This is a genomic window from bacterium (genome assembly GCA_035419245.1).
Lineage (GTDB): Bacteria > Zhuqueibacterota > Zhuqueibacteria > Residuimicrobiales > Residuimicrobiaceae > JAKPUX01.
This window is the reverse complement of the sequence record DAOLSP010000001.1, coordinates 984,634-1,003,843: the sequence shown is the minus strand read 5'-3', so window position 1 is coordinate 1,003,843 and position 19,210 is coordinate 984,634. Positions and strand designations below refer to the sequence as shown.

Genomic DNA, 19,210 nt, shown 5'->3' with positions numbered 1-19,210 from the left:
AACACAAGCGATAGAAGATGAGGTACTTATCTCCCGGTCCCAAAGATAATTTTTTGCAAATTGTTTAAGTATGGACCAATGATCACTGCATCTTGATTCTTTTTCGGGTTAGTACCTGCTCTCCCGATTGTAGCCGGCAGAGATAGGTCCTCGAAACCACATTCTGCATAGCCGCTGGCATTTTCCGCGTGGCGCCATCTCAGGTTGATATAATCGGCACAGTTGGGCAAAGGCGTGGCCGCCACCAACTGCGTCTCTCTCGGCATGGGGACATAGGTGATGAAATGCCACGGTTTACTCCAGGGTCCGGTGGATCCCGCGCTGTCCTTCACCCGGACCCGCCAGTAGTACTGCTTTCCTTTGGGCAAACCGGTCAGAACCAGGAGCGAATCCGTGGTGGAATCGCGAACGGCGATGCGGGCAAAGAGCGGATCGATCGCCATCTCGAAAAAATAGCGCGCCGCCCCTTGCACCCGGTGCCACCGGCAGGTGACCGCGGACCCCAGATCGGTCTGCTGGTCGGGCGGCTCGATCAGCGCAGCCCTGCCGGAGAAGGAGGCGCCATTACCCAGTACCGGAGTGCTCCAGCGGATCCATCTGGAAAGGTCGGTGGTATAACCGGGCTGGATCGTAAAATCAGTCGCGGTATCCTCCTTGCCGAGCAGGAAGCGGTCGATGAAGGCGCCCACCTCGGGGCGCTGGTTGTCGGGGAGATTACAGTGATCATGCCCGCCCACCTTGGAAAAACCAAAACGCTCCGGCACACCAAGGGCCTTCCACACTTCGCGGGCAGCCATGCAGCTGACGTAACCGGACTCCTCCGCCAGCCATTCCATGTCGGGATTGCCCAGCAGCAGCAAAGCCCGGGGAGCGATCAGGGCCATCACCTCATGCTGATCGATGGGCAGCCGGGTCACGGCATTGTCGAACTGGGTCAGATCCTGAGCGTACCAGCCGTAGCTCTGGGCGTTGCGCAAGGTCTCGCGGCTGCCATTGAGTGTTTCAGTGACGCGCCAGGCGGCATCGCCGCCTCCACCCGGTTCCTGGGCCAGGGTGAGGGCGATGCGTTCATCCAGCGCCCCTGCATAAAGGGCGATCTTGCCGGCGAAGGAACAACCGGTCACAGCAAGATGATGGGTGTCGATCTGATCCCCCGCGACCCGTTCCAGACCGTCGATGAGGCGGCTGATCCCCCAGGCCCAGGCGGTGAAATAGCCCACCCGGGCATCCGGATAGAGCGTATAAAAGCCCCCCTGACCCCGGCCGCTCTGAGTCCACGGCGCTACTTCCATGAAATTGTAGCTGATGGTGGCGACACATCGGCTGGTGAAGAGGTCGGCCGGCAGGCTGCCGCTGCCACGCCCGACGCCGATCACAGCCGGATAGGGCGGGGCGCCGCAGCCCGGTAGGGTGATCACCGCCGTCAGGGTCAGGGATTTGCCGCTTTCTTCCACCGTCACGGTAAGACGGCAGCCGTCTAGCGCGGCCTGAAGCCCGGCCGGGGCCGGCGGCTTGTCCCCAAGCTGGTAATGCTGCAGCATTGCGCTGATTTCGGAGCGGCGCCAGGCCCAGTCCGCCCGGTGAGCAATGCGGCCGCAGCCATCCGCCCAGGCGAAGGGATCCGGCAAGCTCTCCAAGACCGGAAGATCACCGAGAGCTCCAAAATAGGGGAGCGGCGCTTCCGCACCCGTATTCTCCACCTCGTAGACAAAGGGCATCACCTGGGCGGTCAGAGGAAGGGAGAGTACGATATTCAAAACGACCATCGCGAGCTTTTGCGCTCTTTTCATAGGCACTCCGTCCTGTACAGAAACCATTCCGCTGTAGGGATACAGGTCTCGCCGGGACGAGATCAAACCTCATCCCGCCGGAACCTTTTCGTTCGCAGCAATGTAGCCAACCGCCCTCTGAAATTCAAGCGAAAATTCCCCTCCCGGCCGATCCGGTGGAAGCCCGAATCTCCCCTCTGCATGCCCCGATCGGTTGGACACGAATCAACAAGAAAAGGCGCCTGGCTCCGGCAGGCGCTTTTTCGTCATTTCACCCAGAAAATTCTTGAATTTTATCCCCATATTTCCTACTATATTACTTCTTCCCAGAGGAGACTATGCTCATCCTTCCGTTTGTACCCAAAATGGTGCCAAGAACGACGGGGACTTGATGCTCCATTCCACAGAATTTCGCATGCAAGCGATCCGGGAGCAACTTGAGCAGATTGCGCCTGGCAATGAAAAGCTGCTGCGCCGGCTCAATCTTGTACAGCTGGACCTCCTGCTGACCCATCTCTTTGAAATCGATTACGATCCCTCGCGCTATCTTAAAAGATTCTGCGTCCTGCTGGCTGAACAGATTGAACTCGCCCAGGCCTCCCTTCTGATATCCCGGCAGCCCTACGCCAAACGGCAGCTCCATTATTTTCAGTCCAAGGGCAGCAAACCCGGGCTGGCCGTTGATGCCATTCTCCACCAGTGCAACCACCGTCGGAAATCGCCGCTTATGCTGAAGCTGCAACCGGGGGATGATAGGGCCTGCGGCCTGGAAGGCCCGGTGCAGTATCTCCTGATCGTCCCCGTAGCCTCCGGAGAGAGAATCGATTCTCGGCTCGGCCACCTCCTCTTCTGGTTCAACTGCGGCAAGCGCTTCACCGATTATGACCGGATCATCAAGCGCTTCGCTCGTCTGCTCGCCGAATCCATCATCCGGCAGAGGTTGAACAAGGTGCGCGAACAGCTGGCGGCCGCCAACCGATTTGAAAGCAATCAGATTAAAAAGGTCATTCAGAAATCCCTGACCGCGCTGCAGGCCGCCATGGGGTGCGATTACTCGGTGGCTTTGGTGTTGAAACGCGCTATCACCGATCTCAATAACGATCCGGCGCGCGCCGGGGTTCAGAATTACGAGGTGGTGACCGAGTATCTCAAGGGCAAGGCGCGGCTCGCCAAACGTCGCAGCAAGGCAACCGGTCTATGGATCGAGGAGAGCGAGGGCTTGCTCGCCCTGGCGCTCGCGCAGTGGCGGGAGGATTCAAAAAAAGCCAAGAAGGGACTGACCTTCCATCAGGTCAAGCCTGGCAGTAACGAGTATCTCTGCCTGGAGACCGGAGAACGCGGATTCAGCCTGCGCGGCTGCGAGGATGAGGTGCACGAACAGTCTCTCCACTATATGCCGCTGGTGCATGAGGGCAATCTGATCGGATATATCAAGGCCTCCTACCGTAGCAAAACCCGCCTGACCGAACTGGACCGGATCATCCTCAGCGATTTTGCTGATTTTCTGGCCGAGCGCATTCACAATTCCTTCATCTATTCGTTGACCGTTGAACAAACCCGCTTCCTGCAAACGATCAAATCGATGTTCGAGGGCGCTGATCGCATGGAGGCCCGGAATTTTGCCGACCTCGGACAGTTTCTCCTCGATCTGACCCAGATGATCGCCGAGACCACCCAGATCGACACGGTGGCAATCGGCTATCTGACCAAGGACGTCGATGGCGAAAAGGTGCTGCGCTTTCCGCATCCGCGCGGCTGGGATGAGAAGGCGAGCCTGCAATTCAGGGAACTGCCGGTGACCGAAGGCCTCGCCGGTCTTGCTGTGCGCACCAAAAGGAATGTTTTTCTCGCCCCGGTGGAGGAGCCCCAGAATTCCTCCGATCCCGAGCCGACGGTTTATGTGGATGAAACCCGCTCCCGCTTCGTCGATGTTCGCAAGCATCCCAGTTACCTGAATCATGCCGGCTACCGCAAACTCTCCAGCTATTACATCAAGGTGCGCGAGGAGAAAGTCTACGCCAACTATATCTTCGTCATCGAATTTAAAAACATCGTGCTCGGGGTCATCGATGTCGAGGTCGCCCAGAACAACTGGGACCGCTTCATGGGGATCGGCTACCTCCATTTTTTCCGGACCCTGGCCAGCATGCTGGCGCTGCTCTTTTTCCGCGTCCGTCTCGCCGAAGAGCACACTCGCATGGTGCAAGCGGTCAAGTGGCTGAGCGATGCGGTTTACATGTCGCCGACCTCGGTCGTCCGGACGATTCTCGCTATGCTGCAATCCATATACGGAGTCGAGAAGGCCAAGATCATCCCCGGCGATCTCTTCAAGGAGCCGATCGAAATCGACATCCTCGAAGGCGGTGTCGAAAAGTACGCTCATCTATTTCTCGGATATACCGCGGAAGAAATGGAGCGTTTCGCGGTCCCGGGCGACCGTATCGATGCAGAGAATCTTTTTTTACTGGAGTTCAAAAACCATTTGCTACATACCAACGATTTCTTCATGTACATCCCGGATATTGAAGAGTATCAGCCGCACTATTATGATCGCAGGGTGGTGGAGAAATTCGAGCGCTTTCGCAGCCGGCCGCGCTTTTACAGCTACCTCGCCATCTTGCTCGGGGATAAAAGCCGCAGTCTGGGGGTGCTGGAACTGGTATCGCAAAAGGTGAATGCCTTTGACGAACTGCTGATCGACCAGAGTTTTGTCGAGACCTGGACGTCGCAAATCAGCATGGCGCTGCGCTACGCCCTATTGGAAGAGAAACGCGAGGGCAGCATGGAAGCCAGTCCACGGGCGGAACGAGCGCCGGTCATCCTCCGGACGGGCAAGGTCGTGCCCTGGCTTGCGGCCGATGCACTCGAGCGCGGCTGCGACCTTGTAGGTACCGGGCCGGCCATGGCCAAACTTCGCGCCTTGATTGAAGCGGCAGCATTGACCTCATCGGTTCCCATCCTCATTCAGGGGGAGAGCGGGACGGGCAAGGATCTGGTCGCCAAAGCTATCCACCGCCGTAGCGGCTGGGCCCAGGATCGTTTTATCACCCAGGATTGCGGCGCCTTCAGCCGCGAACTGATCGAGGATGCCCTCTTTGGGCACGTGCGCGGAGCTTTCACCAGCGCAACGGAAGAACGCAAGGGGTTGTTCGAGTGCGCCCATGGCGGCACCCTCTTTCTCGATGAAATTTCAAACATGTCGCTCGAGCTGCAGTCCAAATTTTTGCGCGTGCTCGAAGATGCCCGCATCACCCCCCTCGGCAGCAGCAAGTCCATCCACGTGCAGGTGCAGATCCTGGCTGCGACCAATGCCGATCTGGAAGAGAAGATCCGCCTCAAGGAATTCCGCCAGGATCTCTACTACCGGCTGGCGGCGATCACCATCGCCACCATTCCCCTGCGGCGGATGATCGAGGAAGAGCCCGCGAATCTCCTCATGCTGATCAGTCATTTCGCGGCCTCGGGATTGATACCCGCCTCCTTTACCGGGATCAGCAGGAATTCGCTGGAGGCGCTGCTGGCGTTCGATTTCCCTGGCAATGTCCGCCAGCTACGCAATTTGATCAGCAATGCCGCTTTTTCGGCGCGAGACCAGTCCATACTCGAAATTCCGCAGGAGGCCCTCGCTTCCGATCCCAAAATCCAGGCCGACAAGGATCGCCCGCATACTCTCAAAGAGGTCGAGGATTTCATCCATAAATATCAGCGTATCGGCCGCTTTGAGCATACCCCCGAAGCGGTGGTGTCCAAGATCCAGAGCGCCCTGCGTTCCAGCGCGGATGACCTGGAGAAGATCAGCAGCTTCATCGATGCGTTTGGCACCATTGACGTGCCGCTGGCCGGTCTGCTCGCCGGCGTCGGTCCCACCTGGGCACGGCGACTCCTGAAAGAGCGACTCCGGCTCAAACTGCATCCCAGAATTTCCCTCTATTTCCGCGAACTGCCCTGATTCCCCCGGCTTTGACCTTGCACAGTGCGCGCACTCCTCCCGCAGTGTGCGCGCACTCCGCCCTATCTCTGAATCGACGCTTTTCCGTCAGAAACTCATAAGCATATTAATTTCAATTTTGTGATTGATGTTGGTATCCGGCGTAAAGTCTGGCACAGGCGTTGCTATAGCCAGGGCAGAGGAAGATGCTCGCCCCCCGGAAAGGAGGGGTTATGGACAATGAACTGATTCTCAAGCTCCTGGTCTTTGCAGGTTGTGCGGTACTGGGCCGTTTCCTGGCAAGGCTTATCCTGTCCTGTGTGGCGGGCGCTGCTGCTATGCTGAGTCTCTATGCCGTCTTCGTGCATGCCGCTGGCGGTGCAGGGAACCGTGTGGCCCAGGCGGTCACACTGGCTGGAAGGCTCTTTACGGCGATCTATACCCTTGTCGAGAGCTTGGTTCACGCTCCGGGTATCATCGGCCTGGTGATGGGGGTCATGGCCGGTCTGCACTTCTGGAAGCTCGATCGGGAACGCAACCGGGGCATCGTCCGTTACCCCCGCTATCCCTCGCCTGAATGATCCGGCAGCGGGGAGGGCCATGACCCATGTCCTCCCCGCTGTGTTGTAGCGGTACTCCTTGATTTCCTCGACATGGCCCTTCCGGATCCGAACGCGCGCCGACTCTGGGCGATCGCAGCGGAAACGCCCGGTCGCGGGCCCGCTTTTCCATGGTCAGGGCCCGGTTCCTGAAAGCCGAAAACTGCAAAGCGACGAGCACGGCCAGAAGGGTTCGCAGGCTCTTGCAGACCGTCCCGATCCGGTTAATAACGAATGCTGTGGCGCTCCCGATGGTCACCGGATTGGAAGGCAGGAAGGTCGGCGCCGATCGTGATTGATTCCGGCACTCATGGAGGGTCTACTGGCCCCACTCCTGCAGGGCCGTATTGATTGCTTTTTTAATCTCTTTGAATTTGATGAAAGAGCCGTCCACCTCTTCCTCCCCGCGGCGCCGGGCGGCGAAACGCGCGGCCTGATGGAGCAGCTTGCGCGCCTCCCCCTCCTCCTGCTGCTGACGGTGAATCCAGGCGAGATGATAATGGCATTCCGCCAGATAGCCGTTGCTGGCCGGCTTGCGCTTTTGCAGGATGGCAATCAGGCTCTCCCACACCTCGCGGGCTTCGGGCAGCCGGTTTTCTTTTTCCAGGAGCCGGGCGCGGTTGTAGAGGCAGGAGGGATTTTCAGGATAGCGTTTGTAGAGCTGGTCGTTCACGACCAGTGCGCTGTCGTATTCGCCATGATCAAAGTACATCGCCTGCAGGGCATAACTGGCATTGGCCGAGACATACCGGCCCTTCTGCTCGACCTCTCGCAGCTTGGCCACCGCCTCGGTGGCATTGCCTCCGAGAAGGCCAAAGAGGAATTTGCTCTTGTTGTATTCGTAGAGGGCAATCGCGAAAAGGGGATCGGCGAATCCGGGCTCCAGAGCGGCCGCCTTTCGCATCAGCTCGATGCTGTTCTCGGCCGTCTTGAGTGCCTTGAGATAACTACCGGATTGAAAGAGCGCCAGACAGTAATATCCATTCACGGTTCCGGCGATGAAGTGATTTTCCGCGGTCGGCATCCGCTCCAGCCGAATGGCAGCCTTGGCGGCAGCGATCCGGATCAGGCTGTCGAATTGCGCTGCATATCGCTTTACCCGAAAATCGCGCATCATGGTCTGGTAAACATCCGCGGCTAGAAAATAGCCGATCGGGCTCTCCGGATCGTGCGTGATCAGCCGGCTGCTGAGGACGAGCAGAGAGTCATGTCGGCCCTGATTGAGCAGCTCCATGGCGCTTTTTATCAGCGGCGGTTCGTCCAGGCTGGCGGGATCCCCTGTCGGCGCACTCCAGGCGGCCGACGGCATCAAAAGGAGGAACCAGTAAAAAAACAGGGCCATACGGAAAAGGGTGGGCATCGTCGTAGTACTACTCCGGGGGAGCATGCGTAGGATCATGAAGGCTCTTTCTGGGCTTATGGACGTGCAGCGGAAGATCATTCCGACGGACTTGAGTGGACTGGTCAGCGATAGCGGATAACGGTCTCGAACATCGCCAGGATATTCTCGACCGGAACCCGGCCGATGATGTTATGGACCTGCTGAAAGACAAAGCCGCCGTGGCCCTGCATGATTTCGAGCTGGCCGCGGACATGGGCGCGCACCTGATCCGGTGTCCCCTTGGGCAGAATGGTTTGCGTGTCGCAGCCGCCACCCCAGAACGTGAGCCGGCCGCCGTATCGGCGTTTCAGACCATCCAGTTGCATATCGCGGGCACTGATCTGGACGGGATTGATGGCATCGAGACCGGCTTCGATGAGATCTTCCAGCAGCGGCTCAATGCCCCCACAGCAGTGGAGGAGGATCTTGACGTGCGGCGCCAATTCCTTGACCAGCCGCCACATCCGGGCGTGAAAAGGCTTGTAATACAAACGGTATTTATCCGGGCTGATCAGCGGGCCATGGTTGGAGCCCAGATCATCACCAAAGCCAACGAGGTCGATCCAGGGCGCAATCGCCGGGAGCCATTTGCGCAGGGAAGCGCAATAGCCCTCACAGAGTGTTTCCGATAGCCTCAGGACCGCCTTCGGATAGAGGGCGGTGTACATCAAATAGTTTTCCATGCCGTACAGAGACTGCGGCCCCTCGATGAGCTTGCCGCCGAAGCTGGCCAGGATAGCCCGGTCCGTCGATGCGCGCAGCCTCTTGGCGCCATCGGCCAGGAGCGCGAGTCCCTTCTCATCCGTGCCGAGATGGGAGCCCGGCACCGGTGCCGCGGCGCGCATGCTGCGGCTGGAGGCGGCACCGATCCCGGAAAAGTCGGAGTGCTCGAAATCGCTCTCCTGCAAGGGATAGTAGATCTGCTCAAAAAAATCGCAGCCCGGTTTCTGCACTCCGACCGGTGTGCCGTCCGGAGCGAGCAGGTACCAGTCCGCCCCGCGCTGCTCAAGATTCGCCGCTGCGGGTATCTTGCAGGGAGTGCCGTCCGGCAGCATCCACTCTTTCCAGTCCCGGGATTCCAGAAAGAAGGCACGGCCGAGTTCTATGGTATCGACCTCGAGGGCTGCCAGCACCGGCTCCTCAATGATGGCCAGCTGCTGCATCATGTCATAGACATAGATATCCCCCATGGTGACGCCCAGGGCCTTTTTAAGCCGGGCATAGGCCATAGCGGAGATGCCGGACGAACGGTGACCGCCAAAATCGATCGGGATTTTGTCCGGATTTTTGAAGTCTAGTGCACTCTGTACCCGCTCACGGGAGTTCATCGGGATTTCCTTTACCGATATAGGATGCCAAAACGGAACCAGGTGGTGACAGGAAGGTACCGGGGCGCAGCAGGGTGTACGGGATGGTCGTCACCTCGAGTGAATTGCCGAGATTCCATCCCGGGATCATCTCTTGGGATAGGGCGTAGCAGTTGATATCGCGCATCTCGGTGTGATCCGGCGGGATGCTGACGATCAACGCCGAGGTCGTACGGCCGTTTGCAGCGTGATGGGCAGCAAAGGCCGCCGTTTGGGCCAGGACGATGACCAGAAGAGTCCTGGTACTATATCGCGAGATTTTCATGGAATGCTTTTCTTTGAATCTGGACGTGCAGTCCTGCAAGGGGCTTGCCGGACCTCCCGCGGCCTGCATGCGCCAGCGCCGATCCGCGCGCGGTTAAGGTTATAAAATAACCATCTTCCTCCAGAAAAACAAGGAGTTTTGAGCTGCATCCGGCTCTCCCGCTGCGGATACCATAATAATGCGGCGTACCACCAAACATCCTCGCAGAAAATTCGTACAATAATCGAATCCCAATCCCGTTTATCCTATGGTATGAGAGCTACCGACCTGACATCTGATGCCGACCTGATCCGCGCCTGGCAGCAGGGTGACGCCGATGCATTCGATCAGCTGCTGCAGCGCTATCAGAGGCCGCTCTTCGCTTACCTGCTGCGGCTGGTTCAGGAGCGGAATGCTGCGCAAGACTTGTTTCAGGAGACCTTTCTCCGGGTGATTCGGGCTCTGCCTGGGTATCAGGAACGCGCCCGCTTCGGCAGCTGGATCTTCGGCATCGCCCATCACCTGGCCATCGACCATCACCGGAAAAGCAAATGGAGCCGCCAAGCCAGGCGCTTCAGTATCCAGCGGCTGTTATTGAGGAGTCGCAACTGATGGAGATCCAGCGTAAAGCGGCCCTGCTGGCGGCCGGAAGAATCAAGCCCGGCTCTGGATTGGTAAACGCAGAACGTTCTGATGCCCTGATCGACGATGAGCTAAGGGATATCCGCAGCCGTATGAACGATCTGGCGAGGAGCATGCTGGTTGAATAAAATAAGGAGTGCATGAGATGAAGAGAGATCTTACACTGGTATTACTGCTAGCCCTGTCCGGACTGGCCCTGACCCAGGAACCGGTCGCATCGCAGCCGGCGATCAGACCTCCAGCCCCTTTGACCGAGGATCAGCTTAAAGCGGAAAAAGCCCGCGCGGAGGAGATGCAAAAGCGCTTGCAGGAGATGCAGAGCCGCCTGCTGTCAGAGAAATCGGCCTACGAGGAACAGGCGCGTCTGGCGCAGGAATACGCCAAACAGGCGCTTGAGCTGCAACAATCACTGAAGCTTTCTCCGGAGCGTCAGGCCGAGTTGGCCAAGATGCAATTCGATCTCCAGAAGGAACTTGCGCTTGCAGGATTGTACAAGGATCGCCTTATGGATTTCACCGATCCGGAACAGGCCGCACGCAGTAAACAGATCATGATGCTGGAGGCCCGCAGCATGGAGCTCTCAAGCCTTTATAAGGAAAGCAAAAACTCTGAAAAGCAAAAAAAGATCGAGCAGGAACTCGGTGGAGTGGTCAATCAGTTGTTCGATCTCCGCGAGACGCAGCGGGAGCAGGATATCAAACGGATCGAGAAGGACCTGGTGCAGATGAAGAAAAAGCTGGACGAACGGCGCTCCCACAAGGATGAGATCGTAAAAAAACGCTTGGACCGGTTGCTTGGACGGACAGAGGAGTTGGAGTGGTAACGGCGAGCAAGACCGGGTTCGCCCGGGAAACTTTGCGCCGGGTTTTTCGTATCAAGGAAGAGTACGCATTCCGTGCATCGATCCGGCATCCGGTTCGCGGCCGCCCTATCCGCAGGGCGGTAACCGGAGAAAGAACAGAGGTCTGGTACCATGGTCCACCGAGCCACTAACTGGCAACTCCTTCGCGCCGTCCTGTCCACACCCCAGATCGCCCTGGCCAGGCCGTCGGTCAATTATTTTTTGTACCGCTACCTGAAAAAATTCCGGATACTCGATATCGACGGCAACCTAGTCATCCACTCCCATTTGCCCCCGCTGAACAGCCGCGCCTATGCGCGTTTCGTCAAGGAACATCTTCTTGCCAAAATCCCAGGGCCGTCACACGCCCAGATCGGCGTTACCAGCGCCTGTCCGCAACACTGCGCCTACTGCTACAACAAGGACCGCAGCGGCCGTCCCTTGAACCAGGAGGCTATCCTCCGGACCATCCGGGAGCTGCAGGAACTCGGGGTCTTCTGGCTGGGTCTGACCGGCGGTGAGCCGCTTCTGAACCGCGACCTCACCTGTATCGTCGAGTATGCCAGCCGCAACTGCGCCGTCAAACTCTTCACCACCGGCTGCACCTTGACACCGCCGCTGGCCCGTGATCTGCACAATGCCGGACTCTTCTCGGTCGCCGTCAGCCTCGACTCCTGCCGCGAGGAGGAGCACGATCGGGCGCGCGGCTGCAAAGGGGCTTACCGCGCCGCTCTCCGGGCGATCGAGCTTTTTTTAAGCATCCCCGGGATGCATGTCAGCGTCTCCGCTGTGCTGCCGCCAGGACTGCTGCTGCTCGAAACCGCCGAGCAGTTTCTCGAATTTCTTCGCGGCCTCGGCATCCATGAGGCATGGCTGAGTGAGGCCAAACCTGCGGTCGCGGCCTGCCAGAAAGAGGAGCTCATCATCACCTCCGAGCAGCGCGCCATGCTGATGACACTGCAGGACCGTTGCAATCGCGAGGGCGGAATGACCGTCAACTATCTCGGCCATTTCGAGGACGGATCTCATTTCGGCTGCTCGGCGGGGAAAAAGATGGTCTATGTCGATGCCTTCGGCGAAGTCAGCCCCTGCGTTTTCATCCCCATGACCTTTGGTAATGTGCAGCGCACCCCATTGCGGGAAATCTACTCCAGGATGGCAGCGCATTTCCCCGGGGAAAAGAGCTGCTTCATCAACCGCAATTATCACACTTTGCAGACCTTCCGGCCCGCCGGATCCCCAGTCATTGATGCGGAAGCCACGCGCGTGATGGATGAGATCACCTTCGGGCCGCAGGCCAGGTTTTTCGAACTGCAATACCATTGACCGGAGACCGCCGCCATGCTGCAGAAAAGACCGGGAAAGGAGTGGCGCCGGGCGATCAGCCTCGCCATGTCGATCACTTTTGGACTGGTCGGCGTGCTTTTTCTGCTCATCCCGGAGCAGGTGTTGTTCTTCTTCAACCGCCTTTCCCCCACTCTCGGGTTTGTGCCCTCGCCTGTTCAGGGCACGGGATTCTATCTCATCCTCGCCGCAGCGTACATGTACCTGGTGGCGGTGCTGGCGGCGATGATGTTCCTCCATCCTGACGAGCCCCTCTATCCGCCGCTCCTGATTCATGGCAAGGCGGCCAGCGCGCTGCTCTCCCTGGCGCTTTTCTTATTTCACGGGCCTTTCCTCATCTACCTGACCAATGGCCTCGTCGATGGCGCCATCGCCGCTGCGGTGTATTTGCTCATGCGTCCGGTTAAGCGGGCGGCTCGATGAACCTGCTTCTGCGCCTGGCCGCAGTTCCCCTCCCGGCCTTCATTCGCAGGCGGGAGTTGGCAAGGTTGGCCGGTTTGACCGCTGCCGCCTTTGGCAGCACCGTTCCTCCGCTTGCCGGGCTATCGGCCGGCGAGGCGCTCGAGGCCTACGCGCGCTTCACCCTGAAGGCCGCTGCCGATGCGGCCAAGGGGAATGAGGATGGGCAGGCGCTCCAGGAGCGGCTTTTTGCCGGAGCGCAGAGCTATGGCGCACTCTGGCGCCGGCGCTTCCGGGTGACCACGCGGGAGGAGGCCATGCGTGCCGCCAGGGTCCTGTATCGCGCCATCGGCATCGAATTCAGGGGAAGCGCAGAGGGCGCGATCGAAATCTCCCGCTGTTTTTTCAGCTGTTATTATACGCCCGAGGTCTGCCGGCTGATCTCCGCGCTGGATGCAGGAGTGCTGGCTGGCCTCTCCGGCGGAGGCAGGCTAGTGTTTACCCGACGGATCACGGAAGGAGCCAACTGTTGCCAGGGCCGAATGGAATGGAGCGCATGAGACCCAGAAAACAAGCCATCGTCGTCGGCACCGGCGCCGGGGGGGCTGCCGCAGCCCAAGAGCTGCAGCGAGCCTTTGCGGTCACGATCCTGGAAGCCGGCAAGGCCTTCCGCCCCTTCGGCTGGAATCCCGGCCTGATAGAAAAACTGAAAAAGACCGGGCTCTTCCTCGATGAACGGGAGATCCAGCTGCTCTTTCCGGCGATGCGAATCCACAAGACCGCGGAACGGATGATTCTGGTCAACGGCATCGGCCTGGGGGGTACAACCACGCTGGCCACGGGCAACGGCATCCGCTGTGATGGCGCCCTCAAAGCCCTCGGCATCGACCTCACGCCCGAATTCGCAGCACTCGAGCGGGAGATCCCCATCTCGACGGCGCACCAGAACAGCTGGCGGCCGGCGACACGACGCCTTTTCGATATTTGCAGCGAGATGGGGCTGGATCCCACACCGCTGCCCAAGATGGGAGTGTACAGCCAGTGTTTCCACTGCGGCCGCTGTGTTTTCGGCTGTCCGCATGGTGTTAAATGGGACAGCCGCCGCCTGCTCGCAGCCGCCATAGAGAAAGGAGCAGAGCTAAAAACAGGCTGTCGGGTCGAACGCGTGGTCATCGAAAAGGGACAGGCTGTGGGTGTCCAGTACCGGCGCGGCTGGCGCCGGGAGACCCGCCAGGCCGACTTGGTCGTGCTCGCGGCGGGAGGATTGGGGACGCCGGTCATCCTCGAGAATTCCGGCATCGCCTGTGAGCCCCGCCTCTTTGTCGATCCTGTCCTCTGCGTCGCAGGGCGTTGGCCCGGCGCCCTGCAGAACAAGGAAATTGAGATGCCCTTCGTTGTCCAGCGCCCGGGCTATATCCTCTCCCCCTATTTCGATTACCTCAGTTTCTTCTTCAACCGCAGCTGGCGCTACCCGGCCAAGGACACCCTGGCGATGATGATAAAGCTGGCCGACAGCGAGGAGGGTGCGGTTTCAGCGGCAGGCATCGACAAGAGGTTGACAACACAGGACAGGGCGCGTCTGCAGGAGGGCGTTCAGCTCTGCCGGGAGATGCTGCAGCGGTTCGGCGTGGCGGAGGCAGAGATCATTCTCGGCACCCTCAACGCCGGCCATCCCGGCGGAATGCTGCCGTTGACCGCTGACGCTGCGGCAACCCTGCATCCCTCCCGGCTGCCACAAAATCTTTATGTGGCCGATGCAACCCTCTTCCCCCGCTCGCTCGGCAATCCCCCGATTCTCACCATCATGGCCCTGGCCCGGCGCGTCAGCGCGCAGTGTCTTGCACAGCAGGCCGGCCCCGTCTGAACGTTCGAGCAATTCGGCACTTCAGTCAATCCCGCAAGGCAACTTTGCCCTTGCTTTTCGCCCGGTCAATGGCTAATTTGCACCAAAGTGGGGAAAGCAGCGGCCCTGTCCATCCCTGGAGGATTCAGCACCCATGCGCAGTGTATCATCCCTTCTCCTCTGTACCCTTCTCCTGCTGCCCGCCCTGTCTTTCAGCCAGGCCGATGACAGCTGGAAGGTCTATGAGGACAGCAGCCTGGCGCGCATCGAGATCACGATTGCACCCGCCGACCTTTCCTGGATCCTGACCCATGCCGACAGTGACAGCGAATTTCTGGCCGCCATGCGTTTTCAGAACCGATATATCGATGAGCGCGTCGATTCGATCGGCTTCAGGCTTCGCGGCAATACGTCGAGGGAAGCGGCCAAGAAATCCTTCAAGGTTTCTTTCAACACCTTTGTCCGCGGCCGGCAGTTCCACGGTCTCGATAAGCTCAATTTGAATGGCGAGCACAACGATCCCGGGATAATCCGCAGCAAACTCTGCTTCGACCTCTATCGGGATATCGGCCGGATCGCTTCGCGGGCCAGCCATGCCCGGCTTTATATCAACGGCCGTTATTACGGCCTCTATATTTCGGTCGAGCATATCGATGACGAGTTTCTGGCCAAACGCTTCAGCGACGACAGCGGCACGCTGTGGAAATGCCTCTATCCGGCGGACCTGACCTACAAGGGAAGCGATGCCCGGCTCTACCAGGATCTGTCCAGTGGCGGGCGCCCGGTCTACGAACCGACAACCAACGAAGAGCGCGGCGATTTTCAGCTACTTGCCCGTCTCATCCGTGTCCTCAACCTGACCTCCGCCGCAGCTCTACCGGATTCCATCGAAATGCTCCTCGATGTGCCGGGAGTGCTGCAGTACTTCGCCATCAATACTCTGGTGGGCAGTTGGGATGATTACCGCTCCCTGATGAATAATTACTACCTCTACTATGAGCCGTCAGCCGACCGCTTTACCCTGATTCCCTATGACTATGACAACACCTTCGGCGTCGACTGGTTCGGTTTGGACTGGTCGATGGCGGATCCCTATAACTTTCCAAAGGTCGCGGCTGGAAAACGCCCCCTGGCCGACAGGCTCCTGGCCTACGGCCCCTGGCGCGACCTGTTCACCCATTTCCTCCATTTCTACGGTACCCATGTTTTTAGCCCGGCGCACCAGGAGGCGCGGATCGACCGGCTGCAGGCCCTGATCAGGACCGCCGCCCTGGAAGATTCTTTTCGCACTCTGGACTACCATTTTACCGCAGACGACTTTACCGAATCCTTCTCCGCGGGCCATTACAGTAACCAACATGTCAAGTTTGGTTTAAAAGAGTTCATTAGCCGCCGTAGTGCCTGCCTGCCCGCTCAGTTGAATTATTCAGGAGCCGGGCCTATCGTCTATCGCGTCGAGCTCGATCCGGCGCGGCCGGCGGCGGGGGATTCCATTCGTGTCCATGCTGCCTGTTTTGCCAGCGCCGGCATCGCCACTGTGGCCCTGCTCTTCACGCCCGATGGATCGGCAACGCTCACGGCTTACCCCATGCAACGCCGGCCGGTCAGCGGCACGACAAGAGTAGAGGAGGCCGACCGCTGGAGCGGCCTCCTGCCGCCCCTGGCAGCTGGAGCAGGGGGCTCGCTGCGGATCAAGATCCTGGATTCTCTAGAAGTGGAGCGGTTCTTTCCCCGTGGCCGCCCAGTCCTCTTGCAGGCCTCTGGCGGTGAAGAGCGCAGGGTATGCCTCAACGAGTTTTTGGCCGACAACAGCCGCTCTGCAGCCGACCCCGCTGGTGAATACGATGACTGGATCGAGTTGTACAATCCGGGACCGGACGCGCAGCCCCTGGACGGGCTCTACCTGAGCGACAAAAGGGACAAGCTGACCAAGTGGCGCATCAACCAGAGTGGTCTGGTGCTTGCGCCGGGAGCATACCTGGTGATCTGGTGTGATGAACAGCCGGAGCAGGGCAGCCTGCATGCCAATTTCAAGCTGAGCGCCGGCGGCGAGTTCATCGCCCTCACCGGCCGTGACGGCGTGACGATCCTGGATTCGCTCAGTTTCGGACCGCAGACCAGGGACATCGCTCGCGGCCGCTGGCCGGATGGCAGCGGCAGCTGGCAGAGCTTGACGCCCTCACCCGGATCGTTCAATCAGGCGCCCCTCGCGGTCCGCCGGCAGGAAGAGCTGCCCCGTGGTTTTTCTGTGCAGGCCTGGCCCAATCCCTTCAACGCACAAACCCGCATCCGGTTCGCGCTGTCGCAGGCCGGCCGGGTCACCCTGCAGCTCTATAATATCATCGGCCAGAGGGTTAGGCTCCTGCTGGACGAGCAGATGGACGGCGGCCCCCACGCGCTCATTCTCAACACGAGGGACCTGCCTGCTGGCGTCTACTTTTGCCAACTGCAGGCGGATCAGCTCAGCGCAACCCTCAAGCTACTCGTGATAAACTAAAGTCCTCTTCTCCGGACGCAAACCCGGCGCAGATCCTAGGTAGCGCTTGCCGCTGCCGCTGTGGATGGTTTCACTGCTGAGAACCAGACTCTGGCCGCGATGCACAGCCTGAAGCTGGCCGATTATGCAATGCCGGAAGGATGGCGGCTACGCGGCGACAAGCTGCTGCGCATCATCCGTGTAGTAGCAAACGATGGGCAGTTCGGCGCTTGAAAAATAGGTACGCCAGAGTTCGAAAAATCCGGCAATCAGCTCTTTTTCCATTTAAGCCTTTATTATCGTGGAGATTGTGCTTACCGCTCCACGCCTGCGGATCAATATGAAACCCTGGCCGCCATCCTTTTGGGAGGAGTCTGCTGCATGCTCGGCGGCCTGTTCTTCAGCCGCAAGCTCGCTGCGATCCGTCTTCGCGGCCCGCGAAAGGATCTTTTTTCCTATATGAAATTTTTCTCCCGTGGCCAGATCTGCTCAAAGGTAAAGTGCGGACGCCGGCAGAGGAAAATCTGCCGGTTGTTCTCGTATGGCATGGCATAGTGGCTGCAAGTCGTGGCCGCCAGCTCGGCCTGTTCGAAGCGGCCGGGCCCCTGCAGATCGGTGAGATTAGCCTCCAGGCTCCGCGCAGCACCGAATACGATCGCGACAGCAAAGGTTACAGTGTCCGGTTTCCAGTACCAGTAACTGTTGTGGCCGCAAAGCGTCGGCGGCAGACCATATTTCTTGCCGAAAAAGTCGATTGCCCCCGCTTCTCCGTAATTGCGCACATAGATCACGCAGTCCCGCTTTTCTTCAGGGCTCAGCCGGTTGTATATTCCCGCCACCTGGGCGATCATCTCCTCCCAACCGAACATATCCGCATAGTATTGCGGCAGCTCCGCCAGCGTACTGTGCTCTTCGGGTTTGGGCGTCATGCCCAACCTCGTACTGTAGGCGATAAAATCTTCCACCTTAAGGACCGGAATGGCAAAGGGCATGGCGGCCAGACTGAGCGCGATCAGCACGAAAACCAGCGCCGGACGCAGCAGCCGCCACCGGCCGGTGGCTGAAATTACGCTGAAACCCAAGGCCCCGGCGGCGATATAGAGCCCATAAATGGGGGTGAGATAGTAAACCTTGGCATGGGTCAGCAGCATAATCGCGAAAACGGCCAGGTAACACCAGCCGAAGGGACGCAGGGATTTGAGTTTGCGAGTGAAAAAGAAAAAGGCCACTCCTCCCACCCAGAGCAGGGATTGACCCAAGCCGGTCTGCATGAGTTGGCCGGAGAAGAACTCGGCTAAAGTCAGACGGACATTCTTTTCGCCAGCCGCGCGGCGCATGAACTCCAGAGAGGGAAAATCATGGCTCACCTGCCACAATAGATGCGGCAAAAAGAGGAGAAAAGCAAGGAGGGCTCCCAGCCAGAAAAAACGCGACTGCAGGTGTTTGCGTTGCGGGGTGAGCAGCAGCCCTGCGGTCAGCCCGGCTATATAAAACCCCATGGAGTATTTATTCAGCAGTCCCAGTCCGGCCGTGAGACCAAACCAGAGCCACCAGCGCGGCCGATTCTCGAGGAGGATCACCAGGGTGATGTAGGACGCGAGCGTCCAGAAAAGCAGGTCAAAGGAGTTCATCGAAAAGTAGCGCCCGGCGTTGCCGAGCACGACCGGCGAGAGCGCCGCCGCGAGAACAGCGAGAATTTGCGCGAAACGACCGCCGCCGAGCTTGTGAACCATCAGGCCCACCAGCACCACGATCGCAGCGCCGGCCAGCGCCGCCGGGAAACGGATGGCATAGAGGGAATCTCCCAGCAGCGCCCGGGTCAGAGCGAGAATCCCGGCGCAAAGAGGCGGTTGATCCACGTAGCCCCAGGCGAGGTGCCGGCTGCAGGCGATATAGTAGAGCTCATCACGGAAATAGCCGTAGCGACCGGCGAAGGCCATATTGAGCGCCAGTTTGCCGAGGGCGATGGCGGCAACGGCAGCCCAAGCAAAACGGCTGGCGGCGCCTGATACCTTTTCTTCTTGCATGGTGCTTTTCCTCTCTATAGCGCACCGGTAGTATCCGGTGTTGGCCGCCGGCAGGAAAAAATGGACGAACAGATAATCCATCAGACCATGTGGGGCTTTTGCCCGCCGGCGCATCAGATTGCTGGTGGATTCATCTTTTTTGTAAGAAGGAGTGATGTTGACAAATCCTTGCACGGTGCCTTCGCCGTCGAGAGCGATCATCAGTGAGGTGGAACGGAGATAATCCGGGTCGAAACGCCCAAATGTGAATCCCCGCTTGCGCCGCCAGCACTCCAACTGCTCCAACCTCCCCTGCTACCGCCGGTGCCGGATAAAGGCTCAGCACAGACCGGCCAGGGGCAACATATCGG

The 19,210-nt window shown here is 59.1% G+C and carries 15 protein-coding genes; 10 read left to right on the top strand and 5 right to left on the bottom strand.

All coding sequences use genetic code 11. The features are described from left to right. Nucleotides 1-26 precede the first annotated feature (26 nt). The gene (locus PLH32_03975; GenBank protein HQJ63749.1) at nt 27-1,790 is read right to left on the bottom strand and encodes a hypothetical protein; all 1,764 of its coding nucleotides are present in this window, start codon (nt 1,788-1,790) and stop codon (nt 27-29) included. Nucleotides 1,791-2,160: 370 nt separating this feature from the next. On the opposite strand from PLH32_03975, the gene PLH32_03970 reads away from it, so the two are divergent. Both PLH32_03970 and PLH32_03965 read left to right on the top strand, forming a co-directional pair. After that, complete coding sequence (locus PLH32_03970; GenBank protein HQJ63748.1) at nt 2,161-5,718, top strand: sigma 54-interacting transcriptional regulator; 3,558 nt, start codon at nt 2,161-2,163, stop codon at nt 5,716-5,718. Between the two features lie 212 nt (nt 5,719-5,930). Further along, entirely contained in the window at nt 5,931-6,278 is a 348-nt protein-coding gene (locus PLH32_03965) for a hypothetical protein (GenBank protein ID HQJ63747.1), read from the top strand. A 337-nt stretch (nt 6,279-6,615) separates the two neighbouring features. Here PLH32_03965 and PLH32_03960 read toward each other — a convergent pair whose 3' ends face one another. From PLH32_03960 to PLH32_03950, 3 genes are all read right to left on the bottom strand, one after another. Further along, complete coding sequence (locus tag PLH32_03960) at nt 6,616-7,695, bottom strand: hypothetical protein (GenBank protein HQJ63746.1); 1,080 nt, start codon at nt 7,693-7,695, stop codon at nt 6,616-6,618. A 65-nt stretch (nt 7,696-7,760) separates the two neighbouring features. After that, nucleotides 7,761-9,005, bottom strand: coding sequence for a uroporphyrinogen decarboxylase family protein (locus PLH32_03955; protein ID HQJ63745.1), 1,245 nt, complete (start codon nt 9,003-9,005; stop codon nt 7,761-7,763). Further along, nucleotides 8,992-9,309 (bottom strand): hypothetical protein, encoded by a 318-nt coding sequence (locus tag PLH32_03950; GenBank protein ID HQJ63744.1) that lies wholly within the window; start codon nt 9,307-9,309, stop codon nt 8,992-8,994. The genes PLH32_03955 and PLH32_03950 overlap by 14 nt, the downstream gene beginning before the upstream one ends. A 252-nt stretch (nt 9,310-9,561) precedes the next feature. Here PLH32_03950 and PLH32_03945 point away from each other — a divergent pair, with 252 nt between their 5' ends. From PLH32_03945 to PLH32_03910, 8 genes are all read left to right on the top strand, one after another. Next, on the top strand, nt 9,562-9,900 hold the full coding sequence (locus PLH32_03945) for a sigma-70 family RNA polymerase sigma factor (protein HQJ63743.1): 339 nt from the start codon (nt 9,562-9,564) through the stop codon (nt 9,898-9,900). Further along, entirely contained in the window at nt 9,900-10,058 is a 159-nt protein-coding gene (locus PLH32_03940) for a hypothetical protein (protein HQJ63742.1), read from the top strand. Before PLH32_03945 ends, PLH32_03940 begins: the two co-directional genes overlap by 1 nt. 17 nt (nt 10,059-10,075) lie before the next feature. Then, on the top strand, nt 10,076-10,753 hold the full coding sequence (locus tag PLH32_03935; GenBank protein ID HQJ63741.1) for a hypothetical protein: 678 nt from the start codon (nt 10,076-10,078) through the stop codon (nt 10,751-10,753). Nucleotides 10,754-10,903: 150 nt separating this feature from the next. Then, the gene (locus tag PLH32_03930) at nt 10,904-12,097 is read left to right on the top strand and encodes a radical SAM protein (GenBank protein HQJ63740.1); all 1,194 of its coding nucleotides are present in this window, start codon (nt 10,904-10,906) and stop codon (nt 12,095-12,097) included. A 15-nt stretch (nt 12,098-12,112) separates the two neighbouring features. Next, nucleotides 12,113-12,538 carry a hypothetical protein gene (locus PLH32_03925; GenBank protein ID HQJ63739.1) on the top strand — a complete coding sequence of 142 codons (426 nt, stop codon included), beginning with the start codon at nt 12,113-12,115 and terminating at the stop codon, nt 12,536-12,538. Further along, entirely contained in the window at nt 12,535-13,074 is a 540-nt protein-coding gene (locus tag PLH32_03920; GenBank protein ID HQJ63738.1) for a hypothetical protein, read from the top strand. The genes PLH32_03925 and PLH32_03920 overlap by 4 nt, the downstream gene beginning before the upstream one ends. After that, nucleotides 13,071-14,378 (top strand): FAD-dependent oxidoreductase, encoded by a 1,308-nt coding sequence (locus PLH32_03915; protein ID HQJ63737.1) that lies wholly within the window; start codon nt 13,071-13,073, stop codon nt 14,376-14,378. The genes PLH32_03920 and PLH32_03915 overlap by 4 nt, the downstream gene beginning before the upstream one ends. A gap of 133 nt (nt 14,379-14,511) precedes the next feature. Then, nucleotides 14,512-16,854, top strand: a complete 2,343-nt coding sequence (locus PLH32_03910; GenBank protein HQJ63736.1) for a CotH kinase family protein — start codon at nt 14,512-14,514, stop codon at nt 16,852-16,854. 434 nt (nt 16,855-17,288) lie between these two features. Here the strand turns inward: PLH32_03910 and PLH32_03905 are convergent, their stop codons facing one another. After that, nucleotides 17,289-19,145 (bottom strand): glycosyltransferase family 39 protein, encoded by a 1,857-nt coding sequence (locus PLH32_03905; GenBank protein ID HQJ63735.1) that lies wholly within the window; start codon nt 19,143-19,145, stop codon nt 17,289-17,291. Nucleotides 19,146-19,210: the final 65 nt, after the last annotated feature.